Annotated in this window: 14 protein-coding genes; 9 read left to right on the forward strand and 5 right to left on the reverse strand. The window is 69.4% G+C overall.

Annotated features, from left to right (window positions below; translation table 11 throughout):
• Window positions 1-2: 2 nt before the first annotated feature.
• The 6 genes from QMA07_RS00770 to QMA07_RS00795 are packed head-to-tail and all read left to right on the forward strand — an operon-like array spanning window position 3 to window position 6,501.
• Window positions 3-1,571 (forward strand): MoxR family ATPase, encoded by a 1,569-nt coding sequence (locus QMA07_RS00770; protein WP_290159217.1) that lies wholly within the window; start codon window positions 3-5, stop codon window positions 1,569-1,571.
• Window positions 1,568-2,242 carry a potassium transporter Kef gene (locus tag QMA07_RS00775; RefSeq protein WP_290159218.1) on the forward strand — a complete coding sequence of 225 codons (675 nt, stop codon included), beginning with the start codon at window positions 1,568-1,570 and terminating at the stop codon, window positions 2,240-2,242. The genes QMA07_RS00770 and QMA07_RS00775 overlap by 4 nt, the downstream gene beginning before the upstream one ends.
• On the forward strand, window positions 2,239-4,113 hold the full coding sequence (locus QMA07_RS00780) for a vWA domain-containing protein (protein WP_290159219.1): 1,875 nt from the start codon (window positions 2,239-2,241) through the stop codon (window positions 4,111-4,113). The genes QMA07_RS00775 and QMA07_RS00780 overlap by 4 nt, the downstream gene beginning before the upstream one ends.
• Complete coding sequence (locus tag QMA07_RS00785) at window positions 4,106-4,714, forward strand: phosphohydrolase (RefSeq protein WP_290159221.1); 609 nt, start codon at window positions 4,106-4,108, stop codon at window positions 4,712-4,714. Before QMA07_RS00780 ends, QMA07_RS00785 begins: the two co-directional genes overlap by 8 nt.
• Window positions 4,707-6,068 carry an AMP-binding protein gene (locus tag QMA07_RS00790; protein WP_290159222.1) on the forward strand — a complete coding sequence of 454 codons (1,362 nt, stop codon included), beginning with the start codon at window positions 4,707-4,709 and terminating at the stop codon, window positions 6,066-6,068. The genes QMA07_RS00785 and QMA07_RS00790 overlap by 8 nt, the downstream gene beginning before the upstream one ends.
• Before the next feature lie 31 nt (window positions 6,069-6,099).
• A complete protein-coding gene (locus QMA07_RS00795) occupies window positions 6,100-6,501 on the forward strand; it encodes a VOC family protein (RefSeq protein WP_290159223.1) in 402 nt (133 codons plus the stop codon).
• 16 nt (window positions 6,502-6,517) lie between these two features.
• Here the strand turns inward: QMA07_RS00795 and QMA07_RS00800 are convergent, their stop codons facing one another.
• Entirely contained in the window at window positions 6,518-7,717 is a 1,200-nt protein-coding gene (locus QMA07_RS00800; RefSeq protein ID WP_290159225.1) for a pyridoxal phosphate-dependent aminotransferase, read from the reverse strand.
• Window positions 7,718-7,839: 122 nt separating this feature from the next.
• The gene (ald, locus tag QMA07_RS00805) at window positions 7,840-8,934 is read right to left on the reverse strand and encodes an alanine dehydrogenase (RefSeq protein ID WP_290159227.1); all 1,095 of its coding nucleotides are present in this window, start codon (window positions 8,932-8,934) and stop codon (window positions 7,840-7,842) included.
• A gap of 115 nt (window positions 8,935-9,049) precedes the next feature.
• Between ald and QMA07_RS00810 the strand changes: the two genes are divergently transcribed.
• Together QMA07_RS00810 and QMA07_RS00815 are read left to right on the forward strand one after the other, a co-directional pair.
• Window positions 9,050-9,559: an Lrp/AsnC family transcriptional regulator gene (locus QMA07_RS00810; RefSeq protein WP_290159229.1), complete on the forward strand. Its 510-nt coding sequence runs from the start codon at window positions 9,050-9,052 to the stop codon at window positions 9,557-9,559.
• 105 nt (window positions 9,560-9,664) lie between these two features.
• Window positions 9,665-10,753, forward strand: a complete 1,089-nt coding sequence (locus tag QMA07_RS00815) for an AraC family transcriptional regulator (RefSeq protein WP_290159231.1) — start codon at window positions 9,665-9,667, stop codon at window positions 10,751-10,753.
• Window positions 10,754-11,234: 481 nt separating this feature from the next.
• Here the strand turns inward: QMA07_RS00815 and QMA07_RS00820 are convergent, their stop codons facing one another.
• The 3 genes from QMA07_RS00820 to aceA form a co-directional block, all read right to left on the reverse strand.
• Window positions 11,235-11,669 (reverse strand): hypothetical protein, encoded by a 435-nt coding sequence (locus QMA07_RS00820; protein WP_290159233.1) that lies wholly within the window; start codon window positions 11,667-11,669, stop codon window positions 11,235-11,237.
• Window positions 11,670-11,790: 121 nt separating this feature from the next.
• Window positions 11,791-13,461: a malate synthase A gene (aceB, locus tag QMA07_RS00825; RefSeq protein ID WP_290159235.1), complete on the reverse strand. Its 1,671-nt coding sequence runs from the start codon at window positions 13,459-13,461 to the stop codon at window positions 11,791-11,793.
• A gap of 22 nt (window positions 13,462-13,483) precedes the next feature.
• Entirely contained in the window at window positions 13,484-14,809 is a 1,326-nt protein-coding gene (gene aceA, locus QMA07_RS00830; RefSeq protein WP_290159237.1) for an isocitrate lyase, read from the reverse strand.
• Between the two features lie 136 nt (window positions 14,810-14,945).
• Between aceA and QMA07_RS00835 the strand changes: the two genes are divergently transcribed.
• Window positions 14,946-16,397 (forward strand): helix-turn-helix domain-containing protein, encoded by a 1,452-nt coding sequence (locus QMA07_RS00835; protein ID WP_290159238.1) that lies wholly within the window; start codon window positions 14,946-14,948, stop codon window positions 16,395-16,397.
• The last annotated feature ends 61 nt before the right edge of the window (window positions 16,398-16,458 follow it).

The raw sequence follows: 16,458 nt of genomic DNA on the forward strand, positions 1-16,458 counted from the left end.
GCATGCCCGACCGCTGGAACCGAGTGTCCGCATCACCCACGAACCCCGGCACCGGCCACGGCGTCGAATCTCTGACAGCCGAAGACCTCTTCCGCCCGGTCGCGCGCGGCGCTGTGCCGCTGGATGAGAAGCTGCGCCAGGTCTATTACTGGATCGTCAACCGTGCCGTCATCTCGCCCTACTACGACATGGAGTTCTCACACACGGAGCCGCTGTCGATCGGGCTCGGGGATGCCGGAGCCACGGTGTCGCTTCCGACGCAGGCGTCGTTCTCGTCGAACGTCCTGGTGCCGCTGCTCACCTTCGCGGTCGGCGGCAAGTGCCTGCTCATCGGCGGACCGGGGCGCGGCAAGACCACCGTCGCCGTGCTCATGGGCGTGCTCGCCGGCACAGCCTCCGACGATGTGCGGCGAAGCGTGCAGCAGGGGCAGCCGCAGTTGACGGTCAGCGATCTCGTCGGCATCCCGCTTCCTCGCGACCTGGTCGCCGCCGAACGTCTCGCCGACATCCGCATCGCCTGGCGTGAGTGGCTCGGGCTGCCCGTCAAGATCATCGACGAGTACAACCGCATCCCCACCAAGACCCAGTCGGCGCTGCTGACGATGGTGGCCGAGGGGTACGTCGAGAGCCACGATCAGATGCGCCGCACCGCGCCGGACGGCGGAGTGGAGAGCTGGTTCTTCACGGCCAACGACGACGCGGGCGGCGGCACCTTCCCTGTCATCCAGGCACTCCGCGACCGGATGGACGTGACGGTGCAGGCGGCCGGATTCAACAGCCGGTTCTTCGACGAGCTGATCACCCGCGTCGAGGCGGGGGAGAAGCCCGAAGAGCATGTGCCCGCCGAGCTGACGTTCGATCCGGCCGAGCAGACCGAGATGCGTGCGCAGATCCGCGGGGTGCCGATTCCGGATGCCGTGCGCGAGCGCCTGCGTTTCTTCCTCAGTCACTTCGAGTTCGTGCAGCATGGCGGGCGCCGCTTCGAGTACCGCACGAAAGACGTGGTGACCACGGCTGGTGGCCGGGTGGGCGAGGTGATCGAGGCGAACAGCGGCGCCGACCTCGAGATCGATCTCGGCGCGCAGACCCGCAACGGCCTGTCGGTGCGCGCCCTGCAGACGCTCATCATCTATGCCAAGGCGATCGCGTGGTTCCGGGGCGCGGATGCCGTCGAGCTCGACGACGTCGCCGCGGTGCTGCCGTTCGTGCTCCGAGGCAAGCTGCTGCCGAACGCCACTCATCCTCGGTTCGATGTCGGGGCGGAGCGTGAGCTCAGCACAGACACGGTGAGCTGGCTGGCCGACCTGTTCACGCAGTCGTGTCGCCAGTACGACGCGCTCGGGCGCGAATCCGACGATGAGGTCGCCGCCCTGCTCGCGGAGTTCGACCGCGGGCTCGACGGCCTCCCGGCGCTCGAGGCGTCTCGACGCATCACCGCCGTCGAGGCCCAGCTGCGCCGGATCGCGACGGTGGGCAAGCTGTACGGACGCGACTTCGACGACGTGATCGCGCTGAAGTACCTGCATCAGCGGTATACGGCCTATGTGCGCTGGCAGGAGCTGCGCGGGTGAATCGCGTCCCCGTGCAGCTGGCGAATGCCCAGGCGCCGTTCCCTCCCGCAGAGCTGCCCGATCTCTCCGCCGCCGGTCTCGACTCCGCGCTCGCATCGATCTCGGTGCGGGGCGCTCACGGTGATCCGCTCCTGTTCGCCGGAGCGCTCGCCGCAGGCGTGGCGCAGGATCCCGCGGCGGTGACCGTTCGCGATCGGGCTCTCGATCTCGTCGCGGTCGCCGCCTGGCGCGCGGGCGCTCTCGGTCTGCGCGCTGACGCCCTCGATCGTCTCGAGCATCTCGACAGCCCCGAGCAGCGTCTGGCCGCTTCAGCGACGCTGGGAGTCGGAGTCGATGTGCTCGACGAGTTCCGGCGCCGACAGCGGGCGGATCGCTTCTGGTGGCCCGGTCGCGCCGACCAGCGCGGGTATGTGCTCGCCGTCGGCGGGTTCCGCGGAATCGGAGGTGCGTGGATCCGGCCTCCCGAGCGCGTCGAGACCCTGGCGGATGCCGGAGCCTTCGCCTTCCTGGTCGCGGGCTCGTGGTGGCGACTCGACAGCGATGCGTGGGGCGCGCGGCTCTCCGCGCTCTCCGAGGCGCCGAGCACGGTGCGCTCCCGCGACGACGGGGTGAGCATCGTCATCGGACCGGACACCCATCTCGCGTGGGTGCACGTCAGGGAGCCGGCGTGAGGGATCCTGCTGATCGAGTGCCGCTCACCGACGACGCCCGCGCGGCGTGGGAGCGCGCGCTGGCTCTCTGGCGGGTGCGGCTCGACGACCCGGCGGTGCTTCCGGGCGCCGCCGACGAGCACGGGGCACCGGCCTGGTTCTCGTTCCCGCCGTCGGTGACCGTCGACCCTCGCTATCTCGCCGAGCGCGGCCTGGCCGATGAACTGTGGAGCATGTTCGCCCACGAGATCGGCCACCACGTGCTCGCCCCCAGCACACGGATCGATGCGCTGAAGATCGACCATCAGATGGCCAAGGCGATCGCCGCCGTGTCGCTGCGCTCGAACCCGGGGGAGGGCGCGCGACGCCTGTCGAACCTGTGGAGCGATCTGCTGGTCAACACGCGCCTCGCGCAGCTGCAGCGCGCGGAGCCGGGGAGCACGGCCACCGCCACCCGCGATCTGGGCATCGTGCGCCTCGGCCGTGCACTCTATCCGGCGCCGGAGGGAAGCGCCGACCGGCTGTGGTGGGTGTGCTGCCGGGCATACGAGCTGCTGTGGCAGCTGCCCGCCGGCACCCTCTGCGCGCTCGAGCCGCCGAGGCGGCCGGCGCGGGCGATCACGCAGACCGACCTCGTGCCGTTGAGCCGGATCCCCGAGAAGCACCGCGAGAAGGAGCGCCTGCTGCGTGCGGCGCAGGCCGAGAGCGCACGGGTGGCCGCCGAGCTCGCCGGCGCGACCGCCACCAACCCCGGAGTGGACGCCGCACTCATCGCCGACACCGTGCGCACCTTCGGCACCGACCCGGTGTCGGGCGCCGCCCGATTCGGTGTGATCGCCGCGCCGTACCTGGCCGAGCTGGAGGGGGCTGCGCACAGCGGCCCGTCGGCGCCGGTCAGTGGATGCGGCGTCGACGACGCACCGGCGACAGCCGAGGAACTCGGTCGCATCCTCGCCGACCAGCGGCTGCGAGACGACCTGCCGCGGCATCCGGGGATGATGCTCGACCCCGATGGCGAGGACTCCGCGGATGAGGCGTCGAAGACGGGGCCGCGCAAGGACGGCCAGCGTCTGACGATCGCGCGGACGCTCGCGCTGTACGGCGAGAGCGGTGAGGATGCCGTGCTCGCCGCCTGGTACCGCAACGAGGCGGCCAGGTGGGTGCGTCCGTACACACGCCCCGCACCCGCGAAGCCGGTGGGCGGCATCCCCGGTCCTGACGAGCTGTGGGAGGTGGGCGATGCGCTCGCCGACCTCGACTGGCCGCTGACGATGCGCTCGGGCGCCGTGATCCCCGGCGTCACCACCCGCCGGCGCTCCGAGCTCGACGACGAACCGCTCGTGCAGGAGACGAGTCTCGAGCTCGACCTCTACATCGACTCGTCCGGTTCCATGACGCATCCGCGGCAGGGCTCGCCCGCAGTGCTCGCGGGGACGATCCTCGCTCTCTCGATCCTCCGCGGCGGTGGCCGAGTCAGGGTGACCAGTTTCTCAGGAGCCGGCGATGTGGCGGGGATGCCGCGCTTCGGCCGAGATCCGTCCGAGATCATCGCCGCGATCGCGCTGTACTTCGGTCGGTCCACGTCGTTCCCGCTCGATCTCTACTCCGCCAGGTACGCCGGCCTTCCTGCGGTCGGAGAAGGCGCGCCTCGTCACGTGGTGGTGCTGTCGGATGACGGACTGGTGTCGATGTTCGGGGTGGGCAACGAGCCGTATGCCGGTGTCGCCCGGGCCGTTCGCGAGGTGCTCACGACCGGTACGCTCGTGCTCATGGACCCCCGGCACCAGGTCGCGACGCTCGCCGAACGCGACGGCTACGACGTGGTGTACCTCCGCACGATGGCCGAGGCACCCGCGGCGTGCGCGGCGCTGGCGGCGGCGCTGCATGGCTGACACCGAGGCGCTTCTCGCCGCCTGGAGCGAGCGCGCAGACGGAGAGGTCGACGCCTGGGCTCGGGCGAGGCCCGGGCCGGCGCTGGAGTCCGTCGCCGCGCGGATCTCCCGCATCCCGCAGGAGTTCCTCGACGAGCGCATCTCGCTCCGAGCGCTCGCCGGAGACGTCCTGGGCGGGCAGATCGTCGCGTCGAGGTTCGAGGACGACCCGCGGGTGCGCCAGGGCGCCGCGATCGGCCTGTGGCTCGTCGCCAGCGAAGGCGTCATCGAGCCGCTGCAGCCGGCGCTCGCGAGCGGGTGGGCCGGCCTCGCGGTCGACGCGCTCGCACTGCGCGTCGCCCCGGTCGCGTCGCCGTCGGACTGGACCTCAGACGATGAACGGCGCACCGAAGCCGCGCGCACCTTCCTGCTCTGGTGCGGATTCCTTCCGGCGGGCGAGGACGCCGCGACCGCCGCCTCGCTGTTGGCGGCCTGCGACTCGCTCGCTCGCAACAGGGCGCTCGCCGATGCGTTCGAGGGGCACCGGCACAGGGCCGAGATCGCCCGCAAGCTCGCCGAAGCGCGACGCAAGGAAGCGGCTGCGCGGTACTCCAGTGAGTGATCCCGACCTCAGCGGGGCGCTCGCGCTCGCCGAATACGCACCGGGGGAGGCCGCGGTGCTCTCCGACGCCGAGCGCTGGCCGACGCTCGACGCCGCAGGCATCGTGCGGTTGACGCACTGGCGAGAACACCCCGACGCCCCGCGCTGGACGCATGCCACGGGCGACCGACTCACCGCCGAACAGGTGCAGCGGGTGCGGCATCCGCTGTCGACCGACGACTGGCTGATCGATCATCTCGCCACCGCACGACGCACGCTGCGCTATCGCGGGATGCCGGCTGACTCCGCGCTCGACGACTTCCCCACGATCTCGCGGACGGACCTCGTCGACGACCTCGCGGCCTTCGTGCCGCTCGACGTGGATCTCTCCCGGATGCTGCACGGCACGAGTTCCGGCTCGACCGGCGCAGCGCTGCTCATCCCCGATGACGTCGAGGAGGTCGCGCGCGGCTTTCACCTGCTCGTCGCGCTCGCGGCGTCTGCGGGTGCCGCGGTGACGATCGACGGCGAGCGCATGGCGGTGGCGAACCTCGTCTTCCAGCGGCAGGCCTTCACGTATGTGTCCGTGATCTCGAGCTTCGCGCACCGGGCCATGGCACGACTCAACCTGCATCCGATGTCGTGGAGCGGTCTCGACGCCCGCTCGCGATTCCTGGCCGAGGCGGATCCGCAGATCCTCAGCGGGCACCCGACGAGTCTCGCCGAGCTGCTCGACGCCGGACTCGACTCTGTGCTGCATCCCGCCGTCATCTTCTCCGGCGCGATGGCGCTGTCGGCCGCGCTGCGCGCACGGCTGGAGACGGCGTTCGAGTGCCCCGTGATCGACGTGTACGGGTTGCACGAGACACGCCCGATCGCCGCGCGCACCGATGACGGGCCGTTCCGCGTGCTCGACCGCCGAGTGCACGTCGAGGTGTGGGATCCTCGACGCGAGGTCGCGCTGCCGCCGGGGGCGATGGGCGAGATCGTCGTGACCGCGGGAGAGAACCCGCTGCTGCCGCTCGTGAGATACCGCACGGGTGATTACGGGCGCCTGGTGCGGCTCGATGACGGGGCAGTGGGGATCGCCGACCTCGAGGGGCGGGAGAACACGCGGTTCCGGGCCGGCGACGGCACACTCGTGCCCTGTGTCGAGCTCACGCAGCATCTGCAGGCACACGGTGCGCAGGGATGGTCGATCGACCAGGATGCCGCCGGTCGTGTGCACGCCGTGATCGCGGGAGGGGACGAGCCCGGCATCCGCGCGGCTCTGCACGCACTGCTCGGGGCCGAGATCGAGTTGCGGCGGGTCACGCGCCTGATCGACCTCGGCGAGGGCAAGCCGCGGCGCTACCGCAGCATGGTGCCCGACTGACAACGTCGTCCGTTGGCCGTACACTCGCGGCATGAGCGGACTGATCCCCTACCTGCTGTTCCCCGGCAACGCGGCCGAAGCGCTGGAGCACTACCGTTCGGTCTTCGGGGGCGAGCTCCAGCTCCTCGACTACGCCGGCGCGGGACGCCACGACGGGCCGGCGGATGCGATCGCGCACGGGCAGCTCGCGGGCCCGGTCGAACTCGCGGGTGCCGATGCCGGTGCTGACGACGACGCCGTGCAGATGAGCGGGATGTTCCTCTCGCTGCTCGGTACGGCGAATGCGTCGACGCTGACCAGCTGGTTCGACCAGCTCTCGAAGGAGGGCCGAGTGATCGACGCCCTGCAGAAGCGCCCCTGGGGCGACTACGACGGCACGGTCATCGATCGCTACGGCATCCGCTGGCTGATCGGATTCCACGACGAGGCGTGACGAGACGAAACGCCCGTCAGCTGAACAGGCGCTGCAGGCGCTGCACGCCCTCGAGAAGCTGGTCGTCGCCGAGCGCGTACGACATGCGGATGTACCCGGATGGGCCGAAAGCCTCGCCGGGAACGACCGCCACCTCGGCCTGCTCGAGGATGAGGTCGGCGAGTTCGAGCGATGTGGTCGGCGTCTTGCCGCCCCAGGTGCGACCGAGCAGACCCTGCACGTCGGGGTAGACGTAGAACGCGCCGAGCGGGTTGGGCACCACGAGTCCGTCGATCTTCGACAGCTCCGAGACGATCAGGCGGCGACGGCGGTCGAATGCCTCGCGGAACTGCTCGGCCTCGGTCTGCGGGCCGTTGAGTGCGGCGATCGCGGCCTTCTGGGCGACGTTGTTCACGTTGCTCGACAGGTGGGACTGCAGATTGGCGGCGACCTTGATGGCATCCGCGGGGCCGACCATCCAGCCCACGCGCCATCCGGTCATGGCGTAGGTCTTCGCGACGCCGTTCACGAGGATCGTCTGACCCGCCACCTCGGGCACGGCCTCGACGATCGAGGTCGCCTTGACGCCCTCGTAGGTGAGGTTCTGGTAGATCTCGTCGGAGATGACCCAGATCCCGTGCTCGAGAGCCCACTCTCCGATGGCCGTGGTCTCCTCGGCCGTGTACACCGAGCCGGTGGGGTTCGAGGGGGAGACGAACACCAGCGCGGTCGTGCGCTCGGTGCGGGCCGCCTCGAGCTGCTCGACCGTGACCTTGTAGTCCTGGTCGGCGCCCGCGAACACCTCGACGGGGGTGCCGTCGGCGAGGCGGATCGCCTCGGGGTAGGTGGTCCAGTACGGAGCGGGCAGCAGTACCTCGTCTCCCGGGTTCACCACGGCCTGGAACGCCTGGTAGACCGACTGCTTGCCGCCGTTCGTCACGATGACCTGGCTCGGCGACACCTCGAGACCCGAGTCGCGCAGCGTCTTCGCAGCGATCGCCTCCCGCAGAGCGGGAAGGCCCGGGGCCGGGGTGTAGCGGTAGCTCGCCGGGTCGGCGAGAGCCTCGGCCGCTGCGTCGACGATGAACTGCGGCGTCGCGAAGTCGGGTTCGCCCGCGGCATACGAGATGACGGGCTTGCCTTCGGCCTTGAGGGCCTTTGCCTTGGCATCGACCTTGAGGGTCGCGGATTCGGCGATGGCGGAGAGCTTGCGAGAGAGAGGAGCGCGTTCGGTCACGACTACGAGCGTACTCGGGCGGGACGGGTCGATGACGGGTCGGATGCCGTCAAGAATCGCGGTTCTTTCCGGCGCTCGCCGCGGAACCGACGCGTCTTCGCCTCTCTGCGTGTTCGTGCGCGTTAGGCGGACGTCAGGCCGTGGGCCTTCGCGACGGCATCGAGTGTGATGCGTCCGCCCTGCACGTTGAGACCCTTGGCGAGCGCGGCGTCCTCTGCGGACGCGCGCTCCCAGCCCTTGCCGGCGATGGCAGAGACGTAGGGGAGAGTGGCGTTGGTCAGTGCCCGGGTGGCGGTCTCGGGCACGGCACCCGGCATGTTCGCGACGCAGTAGTAGATCGAGTCGTGCACCGCGAAGGTGGGGTCGTCGTGCGTCGTGGGACGCGAACCTTCGAAGCATCCGCCCTGGTCGATCGCGATGTCGACGAGCACCGAGCCCGGCTTCATCCCGGCGACCATGTCGTCGGTGACGAGCTTCGGCGCGGCGGCACCGGGGATCAGCACGGATCCGATCACCAGATCCGCCGTCGCGAGCTCTTCGGCGATGTCGTAGCGGCTCGACGCGCGGGTCTCGAGGGCGCCGCCGTAACGGTGCTCGAGCTCGCGCAGACGCGGAAGCGAGATGTCGATCACCGTCACCTGGGATCCGAGGCCGAGGGCATTCGCTGCCGCATGCTCACCGGCGACGCCACCGCCGATCACGACCGTCTTGGCGCGAGGGGTCCCGGCGATGCCGCCCATCAGCACTCCGCGTCCGCCGGCGGATCGCATGAGGGAGTATGAGCCCATCGTCACGGAGAGACGACCGGCGATTTCGCTCATGGGCACAAGCAGAGGCAGGCTGCGGTCGGGCAGCTGCACCGTCTCATAGGCGACGGCCGTGGTTCCCGCGTCGACGAGCGCAGTCGTCAGCGCCCGGTCGGCGGCGAGATGCAGGTAGGTGAAGAGGGTGAGGTCGGAGCGCAGGAAGCCGTACTCCTGGGCGATCGGCTCCTTCACCTTGAGGAGAAGGTCTGCCTCGCCCCAGGTCTCCTCGGCCGTCGCGACGATCTTGGCGCCTGCGGTCCGGTAGGCCTCATCGGAGATGCCGGATCCGACGCCCGCTCCCGACTGCACGAGCACGCGATGGCCCTCGTGAACCAGCCGGTCGGCGCCCGCGGGGGTGAGCGCGGTGCGGTTCTCGTTGTTCTTGACCTCGGTCGGCACGCCGATCTTCATCGATCCTCCAGATTGCGGTTGCGTGAGTGCATTTCAGAATCGCAGAAACGTCGATGATTCGACAGAATGCCTGAAGAACATTCGCCCCACTCGTGAATCCTGCATAATTATTCGCATGGAGACGTCATCCGAAGCCCCTCAGACGAACACCCTTCGGGCGCCGGCACTCGACGCGGTCGATGCGAGGATCGTACAGCTGCTGAGTGCCGATGGGCGGATGACCAACGCAGAACTCGCAGGCCAGCTCGGAGTGGCACCGTCGACGGCGCACGCCCGACTGCGTGCACTCGTGGATCGGGGAGTCATCAGCGGCTTCCACGCGAGCGTCGACGAGCGGATGCTGGGCGCCGGCCTCCAGGCCATCATCGGCGTCAGCCTTCGACCGAGCGCCCGGCGCGAGAGCATCGTCGAGTTCGCCGATCGCGTGCGGGCGCTGGCGCAGGTGATCCAGGTCTTCTTCCTCGGCGGAGACGACGACTTCCTGTTGCACATCGCCGTCGCTGACTCGTCGGAGATGCGAGAGTTCGTGCTCGAGCACCTGTCGGCGCAGAGCAGCGTCGCGTCGACACGCACCAGCATCGTGTTCGACTACCACCGCAACTCGGTCGCCGCATCGTTCCGCTGAGGCTCCGAGGAACGTATATATTGCTGTGCCTCACCGCGCGCAATTATCGTGAGGGCGGGGACTGGGGCGCACGCAGAAGGCGGCTCGCACCCTCTGGGGGATGAGATGGCACGAGCACTCGATGATGCGGAGATGGTCGCGTGGCTGGGCCGACTCTCGGGCGGACTGTGGGTGCCGCCCGCCGCTGGTGAGGGCGCGCGCGATGGCGCGACGGTGCCCGAGTGGTTCTCCGCCGAGGTGATGCGACTCGATGGCCCGCTCGGCATGCTGCAGCTCTCGAACTTCGGCACCATGAGCGCCGCTGATCCGGATGCGTTCGAGGCTGCCCTGCTGCGCAGATCCATCGGTGCCACGATGCTCTACAGCACGCTCGAGACCTCGCACACGGTCAGCTACGAGGTCGGTGCTCCGGAGGGCATGGACATCATCATCCTCGGCACGTCGAACCAGGGAGGGCAGCGGTTGCGCACCGCCGCGGGCGTGCAGCTGATGAGCGTCGGGCGGATGGGGTTCATGTCGAGTCTGGGGGCGTCATCGATCGAGCACTTCGGGGTGAGCGAGACGACCGGTGTGGTCGTGCCGGTCTCCGCGGTGCCGGGATACCAGCACGCGCTCGCGGCAGGAGCCGGTATGTTCCCCGATACTCCGCTGACCAGGGCTGCGGGAGCGGCCCTGGGGCGGATGCTGTTCGAGTGGGCGAAGGATCCCGATCAGGGCGAGGGAGCTCTGGCGGGCACCGAAGCGGCGCTCGTCGCGCTCGTGCGCAGTCTGTTCCGCCAGTTTCCCGGTGACGGCGAGACGGATCGCGCCGGTCTGGTGCGTGCTGCGGCGGATCGGATCATCGAACGACGCCACCGGGATGCGGCATTCGGAATCGCGGAACTCGCAGCGGAACTGCACGTCAGCCGTCGCCAGCTCTTCCGGCTGTACGCCGGGATGGACGAGAGTCTCGCCGCGCGTCTGCTTCGCCGGCGGTTGGTGACGGCACGGGAGCAGCTGGTGTCCACTCCGCCCCAGGATCTGGCGACGGTCGCGGCACAGTCGGGTTTCGCGGATGCGGCAGCGCTTCGCGCCCAGTTCACCCGTCACGTCGGGGTGAGCCCGAGTGCGTTCCGGATGGCCGCACGCACGCAGCCCCCGCGCCTCGCCGAGGCGATGCTTCTGAGCGGCGAGCAGTCGGGCCCCTCGGCCTGAGTCTGCGGCGCCGTGCGCCGTGCGCCCGCGCTGAGCGTGGGGGTGTCCTGCCCGAGACCGGCGTCTCGGGCCGAGGTGAAGTGCTCGCTGAGCGCGGTGCGCAGAGCGACACCCGATCGCGATTCCGGTGCCATCTGTCGCACAGCGTGCCGGGGTCCGTTCATCCGGTGACGGGACGCTCCGCGGTGCTTCCGGCAGCCTGGGTGCGTGCATAACCTGAACCTGCCCGTGTCCCCAGGCGGGCCATGACGGCAGGTGGTGCGGGAGCCGCGACTTCCCATACGCCGGTCGTCACGGCTTCCGGACGAGGCGGGATCGCCCGTCCGGAAGCTCGGGGGAAGGCGCGTGAGCGTCGGGCACTACGGATCGTCGGCGCACAGCGCCGGCGGACGTGCGGGTGCCTCGGTCGGGGGGACCGGGGCACCCGCGAAACCCGGAGCGACCGCCGCGCTCCGCACGCGAACGAGGCCGGATGCCGCCGTCAGGCGCCGAACGACGAGGGCAGTGCGCAGTAGTCTGCGAAGCGCCGCGTCGGATGCGCCGGATCTGAGACATCGACGATCGCAGAGGCGATCGAGTGAGGCGCCTCGTCGCCGGCGAGCTGCCACACGATGAAGTTCCAGAGTCCGCGCGCTGTCGTGCTGAGCAGCGCGGGCGGCCCCGAGACGATCAGGACGGCGCCGCTGTCGGGCGAGGCTCGGAACGGCGCGATGACGGCGGCGCGCAGAGCCTGCTCGTCGCCGTCTCTGCTGTCGGCCCGCTCGACCTGCTGACCTGCCGATGTCAGGGCGGAGGCGAAGTCGTCCGCTGCTCGGTGTGAGCGCTCGGCATCCGCTCCGGCGACGACGACCAGTCGGCGGCCGCGCGGGTACAGGTGCAGGAATTCGGAGGAGATGTCGGACCAGACGTCGCTCATGATCTCAGGCTACGCCCGTTCTCGAGGGGCGGATCGAAGAAGGCTCGGCCGTCGATGTGCGTAGGCAGGGGCCCTTCGGATGCCGAACCGCGGCATCCGAAGGGCCCCTGTGCAGAGAGGGTCAGGCCTCCTCGACGAGGAAGCGGCTGTAGGCGCCGAGCGTCAGGAACGCCGGGAACTCCTCGTGCAGCGCCACGTCGCGGAACACCGACGCCGCGTCGTCGAAGCGGTCGCCGTCGCGTCGCTCGACCTCGCCGAGCACCTCGACGATCAGGCCCTCGACGTACTCGGCGGTGATCGGTGTGCCGTCCTCGGTGGAGCGGTCCTGATGGATCCACTGCCACACCTGCGAGCGGCTGATCTCCGCGGTCGCTGCATCCTCCATCAGGTTGTCGATGGCCACCGCACCGAGCCCCCGCAACCACGCCTCGAGGTAGCGGATCGCCACAGAGACGTTGTCGCGCACGCCCTGAGCCGTGATCGGACGGCCGATGTGCAGGTCGAGCAGCTGCGACGCGGTCACCAGGACCTCGGGGCGCTGCCGATCGACCTGATTCGGGCGGTCGCCGAGCACGGCGTCGAACTCGGCCTGTGCCGTCGGGATCAGGTCGGGGTGGGCCACCCACGTGCCGTCGAAGCCGTCGCCGGCCTCGCGCTTCTTGTCGGCCGAGACCTTCTCGATCGCACGCTCGGTCACCTCGGGGTCGCGACGGTTCGGGATGAAGGCGCTCATGCCGCCGATCGCGTAGGCGCCCCGCTTGTGGCAGGTCTGCACGAGCAGCTCGGTGTACGCCCGCATGAACGGCACCGTCATGGTCACCTCGCTGCGGTCGGGAAGAACGAAGCGAGCACCGCGGCCGCGGTAGTTCTTGATGATCGAGAAGATGTAGTCCCAGCGCCCGGCGTTCAGGCCGGCGCAGTGGTCGCGCAGCTCGTAGAGGATCTCGTCCATCTCGAACGCCGCCGGCAGAGTCTCGATGAGCACCGTGGCGCGGATCGTGCCATGGGGGATGCCGATGTACTCCTCGCTGAACGAGAACACGTCGTCCCACAGCTTCGCCTCTTCACTCGATTCGAGCTTGGCGATGTAGAAGTACGGTCCGCGGCCGTTCGCGATCAGCTCCTCCGCGTTGTGGAAGAAGTAGAGTCCGAAATCGACGAGCGACCCCGAAGCCGCGGTGCGCCGCCCTGCGCGATCGGTGAACTGCAGGTGCTTCTCGGGCAGGTGCCAGCCGCGAGGGCGCATCACGATCGTCGGCGTGCGCTCGGCGGTGACACGGTACTCCCTGCCCGGTCCCGATTCGCTCGCGGGACCGGTGAAGGAGAGCTCGCCGCGGATCGCGTCGCGCAATGACAGCTGACCCTCGACGACGTTCTTCCAGGTGGGGCTCGTGGCGTCCTCCTGATCGGCGAGCCACACCCGCGCTCCGGAGTTCAGTGCGTTGATCGTCATCTTCGGGTCGGTGGGCCCGGTGATCTCGACCCGACGGTCTTCGAGCCCGGGTCCGGGGCCCGCGACCCGCCAGTCGGCATCCGCGCGGATGTGCGCGGTGTCGTCGCGGAAGCGCGGGTCGTGCCCGTTGCCGATCTCGAACCGGCGGCGCATGCGGTCGGCGAGCCGGTCGTGACGGCGGGCGGCGAAGCGGTGGTGCAGTTCGGTGAGGAACGCGATCGCCTCGGGGGTGAGGATCTCGTCATAGCGCTCTCGCAGTGGGCCGGTGACGGTGATCGCCGGGCCCTGCTGCGTCGTCTGGATGGGAGCGGTCGTCGGGGGAGCGGTGGGAGTGGTCATGATCTGAGTCCTTTGGAGTGGCTTAGTGGAACTGCGCGGCTTCGGTGGAACCGGCGAGGGCGAGGGTCGCGCTGTCGGGGTTGAGCGCGGTCGAGATGACGTCGAAGTAGCCGGTGCCCGCCTCGCGCTGGTGCTTGGTGGCGGTGTAGCCGTTCGCCTCTGCGGCGAACTCGGCCTCCTGCAGCTCGACGTACGCGCTCATGGCGCGATCGGCGTAGCCGCGGGCGAGGTCGAACATCGAGTGGTTCAGGGCGTGGAAGCCGGCGAGCGTGATGAACTGGAACTTGTAGCCCAGGTCAGCCAGCTCCTGCTGGAACGTCGCGATCTCGGCGTCCGACAGGTGACGCTTCCAGTTGAAGCTCGGGGAGCAGTTGTAGGCGAGCATCTTGCCGGGGAACTGCTCGTGGATGGCCGCGGCGAAAGCACGGGCCAGCTCGATGTCGGGTTCGCCCGTCTCGACCCACAGCAGATCGGCGTACGGCGCGAACGCGAGGCCACGGCTGATGACCGATTCGATGCCGGGCTGGATGCGGTAGAAGCCCTCAGTCGTGCGCTCGCCGGTGGTGAACCGCTGGTCGCGCTCGTCGACGTCGCTCGTCAGCAGGTCGGCGGCGAGAGCATCCGTCCTGGCGATGATGACCGTCGGCACCCCCGACACGTCGGCAGCGAGGCGCGCCGCGTTCAGCGTGCGGATGTGCTGCTGAGTCGGCACGAGCACCTTGCCGCCCAGGTGGCCGCACTTCTTCTCGCTCGCGAGCTGGTCCTCCCAGTGGATGGCGGCTGCTCCGGCCTGGATCAGCGACTGCGCGAGTTCATAGGCGTTGAGTGGCCCACCGAAACCCGCCTCGGCATCGGCGACGATCGGTGCGAGCCAGTCCTGCGTGACCTCTCCCTCGGCATGCTCGAGCTGATCCTGGCGGATCAGCGCGTTGTTGATGCGACGCACGACCGCCGGCACCGAGTTGGCGGGGTAGAGCGACTGGTCGGGGTAGGTCTGGCCGGCGAGGTTGCCGTCGGCCGCGACCTGCCAGCCGGAGAGGTAGATGGCCTTGAGGCCCGCCCGCACCTGCTGCACGGCCTGGCCGCCCGTGTAGGCGCCGAGCGCCCGCACGTAGTCCTCGGTGTGCAGCAGGTTCCAGAGGTTCTCGGCACCGCGGTGGGCCAGGGTCGCGTCTTCTCGCACCGAGCCCCGGATGCGGATGACGTCCTCTGCCGAGTAGGTGCGCGCGACGCCGTCCCAGCGAGGATCCGTCTCCCAGATCTCCCGGAGCTCGGCGGCCGTCTGAACCTGGTCGCCGGCACGCAGACCTGCGGGTCGCGGGGTGTGGTTCTGAGCGGTGTTCGTCATGGTGTCTCCTCCGTTGGATGCCCGGACCGTGAAGCCGGGTGGCGTGTTTCCACTGTGGGTGAAGATCTGGCCCGAACTTGGCCAATCAACAGGAGAAGATCGGCTGAAATTCTGTTTCTGTGACAGAATCGGCCGCATGAGCACCTCAGTGGTCGAAGAAGACGCCGACGCCCTCACGATCGGGCGGCGCATCCGTCAGCTGCGCACCGCACGGGGGATGACCCTCGATGACCTGGCAGCGGCCGTCGACCGGGCACCGAGTCAGATGTCGATGATCGAGACCGGCAAGCGCGAGCCGAAGCTCACGCAGTTGCAGGCGATCGCGCGCGCTCTCGGCGTCACGATCGACGCACTGCTCGAGGGGGAGCCGCTCGATGAGCGCAGCGCGGTCGAGATCGCCCTCGAGCGAGCCATGAGGGGGCAGACGTTCCAGGCGCTCGGGATCGAGCCCTTCCGCATCGCCAAGAGCATGCCGACGGATGCGCTGAAGGCGCTGCTCGCCCTGCACGGCGAGATCGACCGGTTGCGCGATGAGCGTGCGGCGACCCCCGAAGAGGCGCGGCGCGCGAACGTCGAACTCCGTCACCTGATGCGGCGGCAGGACAATCACTTCGCCGATCTCGAGGCGAAGGCTGCGGAGATCCTCGCGGCTGTCGGCCACCCCGGCGGTCCGCTCACGCAGCGCACCGCATCCGAGATCGCCGCCTATCTGGGGTTCACGCTGCACTACGCGCCCGACCTGCCGCAGACCACACGCAGCGTCGCCGACCTCGCGAACGGGCGCCTGTATCTGTCGAGCAGCGTGCCGGCCAAGGGCGATGCGAGAACGGCCGTGCTGCAGGCGCTGTCCAGTCGCATCCTCGGGCATGCCGAACCGCGCAGCTACGCCGAGTTCCTACGTCAGCGCGTCGAGACGAACTACCTCACGGGTGCGCTGCTGGTTCCCGAGGCACATGTGGTGCCCGCGCTGAAGGATGCGAAATCACGCCGGGCGATCTCCATCGAGGACCTTCGCGACGCCTATTCGGTCTCGTACGAGACGGCGGCGCACCGGTTCACGAATCTCGCGACCCGTCACCTCGACATCCCCGTGCACTTCCTCAAGGTGCACGAGTCGGGGACGATCACGAAGGCCTACGAGAACGACGACGTGAACTTCCCGACCGACCGACTCGGGTCGATCGAAGGGCAGATGTGCTGCCGGCGGTGGACGAGCCGCGTCGTGTTCGATGAGGACGACCGCTTCAACCCGTACTACCAGTACACCGACACGGGTAACGGCACCTACTGGTGCACGGCCCGAGTCGAGGCGTCGAGCGAGGGGCTGCACTCGGTCAGCGTGGGCGTGCGCTTCGACGACACGAAGTGGTTCGTCGGGCGCGACACCCCGCACCGCGGAGTCTCGAAGCACTCCGTCGAGGTCTGCTGCCGCCGAGCACCGGCCGACCTCGAGGGGCGATGGCGTGAGAACTCCTGGCCGAACGTCAGGACCCCTCGCACCCTGCTCGCCACGCTGCCGACCGGGGCGTTCCCCGGTGTCGACACCACCGATGTGTACGAATTCCTCGAGGCGCACGCACCGCGCTGACCGACCTCGGCCCTCGGGAGGCGGCTGCACGCCGGTCGGCGCCGGTCGGCGAGACCGAGGT

Source organism: Microbacterium sp. APC 3901 (genome assembly GCF_030407765.1).
Taxonomy (GTDB): domain Bacteria; phylum Actinomycetota; class Actinomycetes; order Actinomycetales; family Microbacteriaceae; genus Microbacterium.

Coding starts and splice junctions, on each gene's coding strand:
- QMA07_RS00770 (WP_290159217.1), top strand. CDS start 3: ATGCCCGACCGCTGGAACCGAGTGTCCGCATCACCCACGAACCCCGGC.
- QMA07_RS00785 (WP_290159221.1), top strand. CDS start 4,106: ATGGCTGACACCGAGGCGCTTCTCGCCGCCTGGAGCGAGCGCGCAGAC.
- QMA07_RS00795 (WP_290159223.1), top strand. CDS start 6,100: ATGAGCGGACTGATCCCCTACCTGCTGTTCCCCGGCAACGCGGCCGAA.
- ald (WP_290159227.1), bottom strand. CDS start 8,934: ATGAAGATCGGCGTGCCGACCGAGGTCAAGAACAACGAGAACCGCACC.
- QMA07_RS00810 (WP_290159229.1), top strand. CDS start 9,050: ATGGAGACGTCATCCGAAGCCCCTCAGACGAACACCCTTCGGGCGCCG.
- QMA07_RS00815 (WP_290159231.1), top strand. CDS start 9,665: ATGGCACGAGCACTCGATGATGCGGAGATGGTCGCGTGGCTGGGCCGA.
- QMA07_RS00820 (WP_290159233.1), bottom strand. CDS start 11,669: ATGAGCGACGTCTGGTCCGACATCTCCTCCGAATTCCTGCACCTGTAC.
- aceB (WP_290159235.1), bottom strand. CDS start 13,461: ATGACCACTCCCACCGCTCCCCCGACGACCGCTCCCATCCAGACGACG.
- aceA (WP_290159237.1), bottom strand. CDS start 14,809: ATGACGAACACCGCTCAGAACCACACCCCGCGACCCGCAGGTCTGCGT.
- QMA07_RS00835 (WP_290159238.1), top strand. CDS start 14,946: ATGAGCACCTCAGTGGTCGAAGAAGACGCCGACGCCCTCACGATCGGG.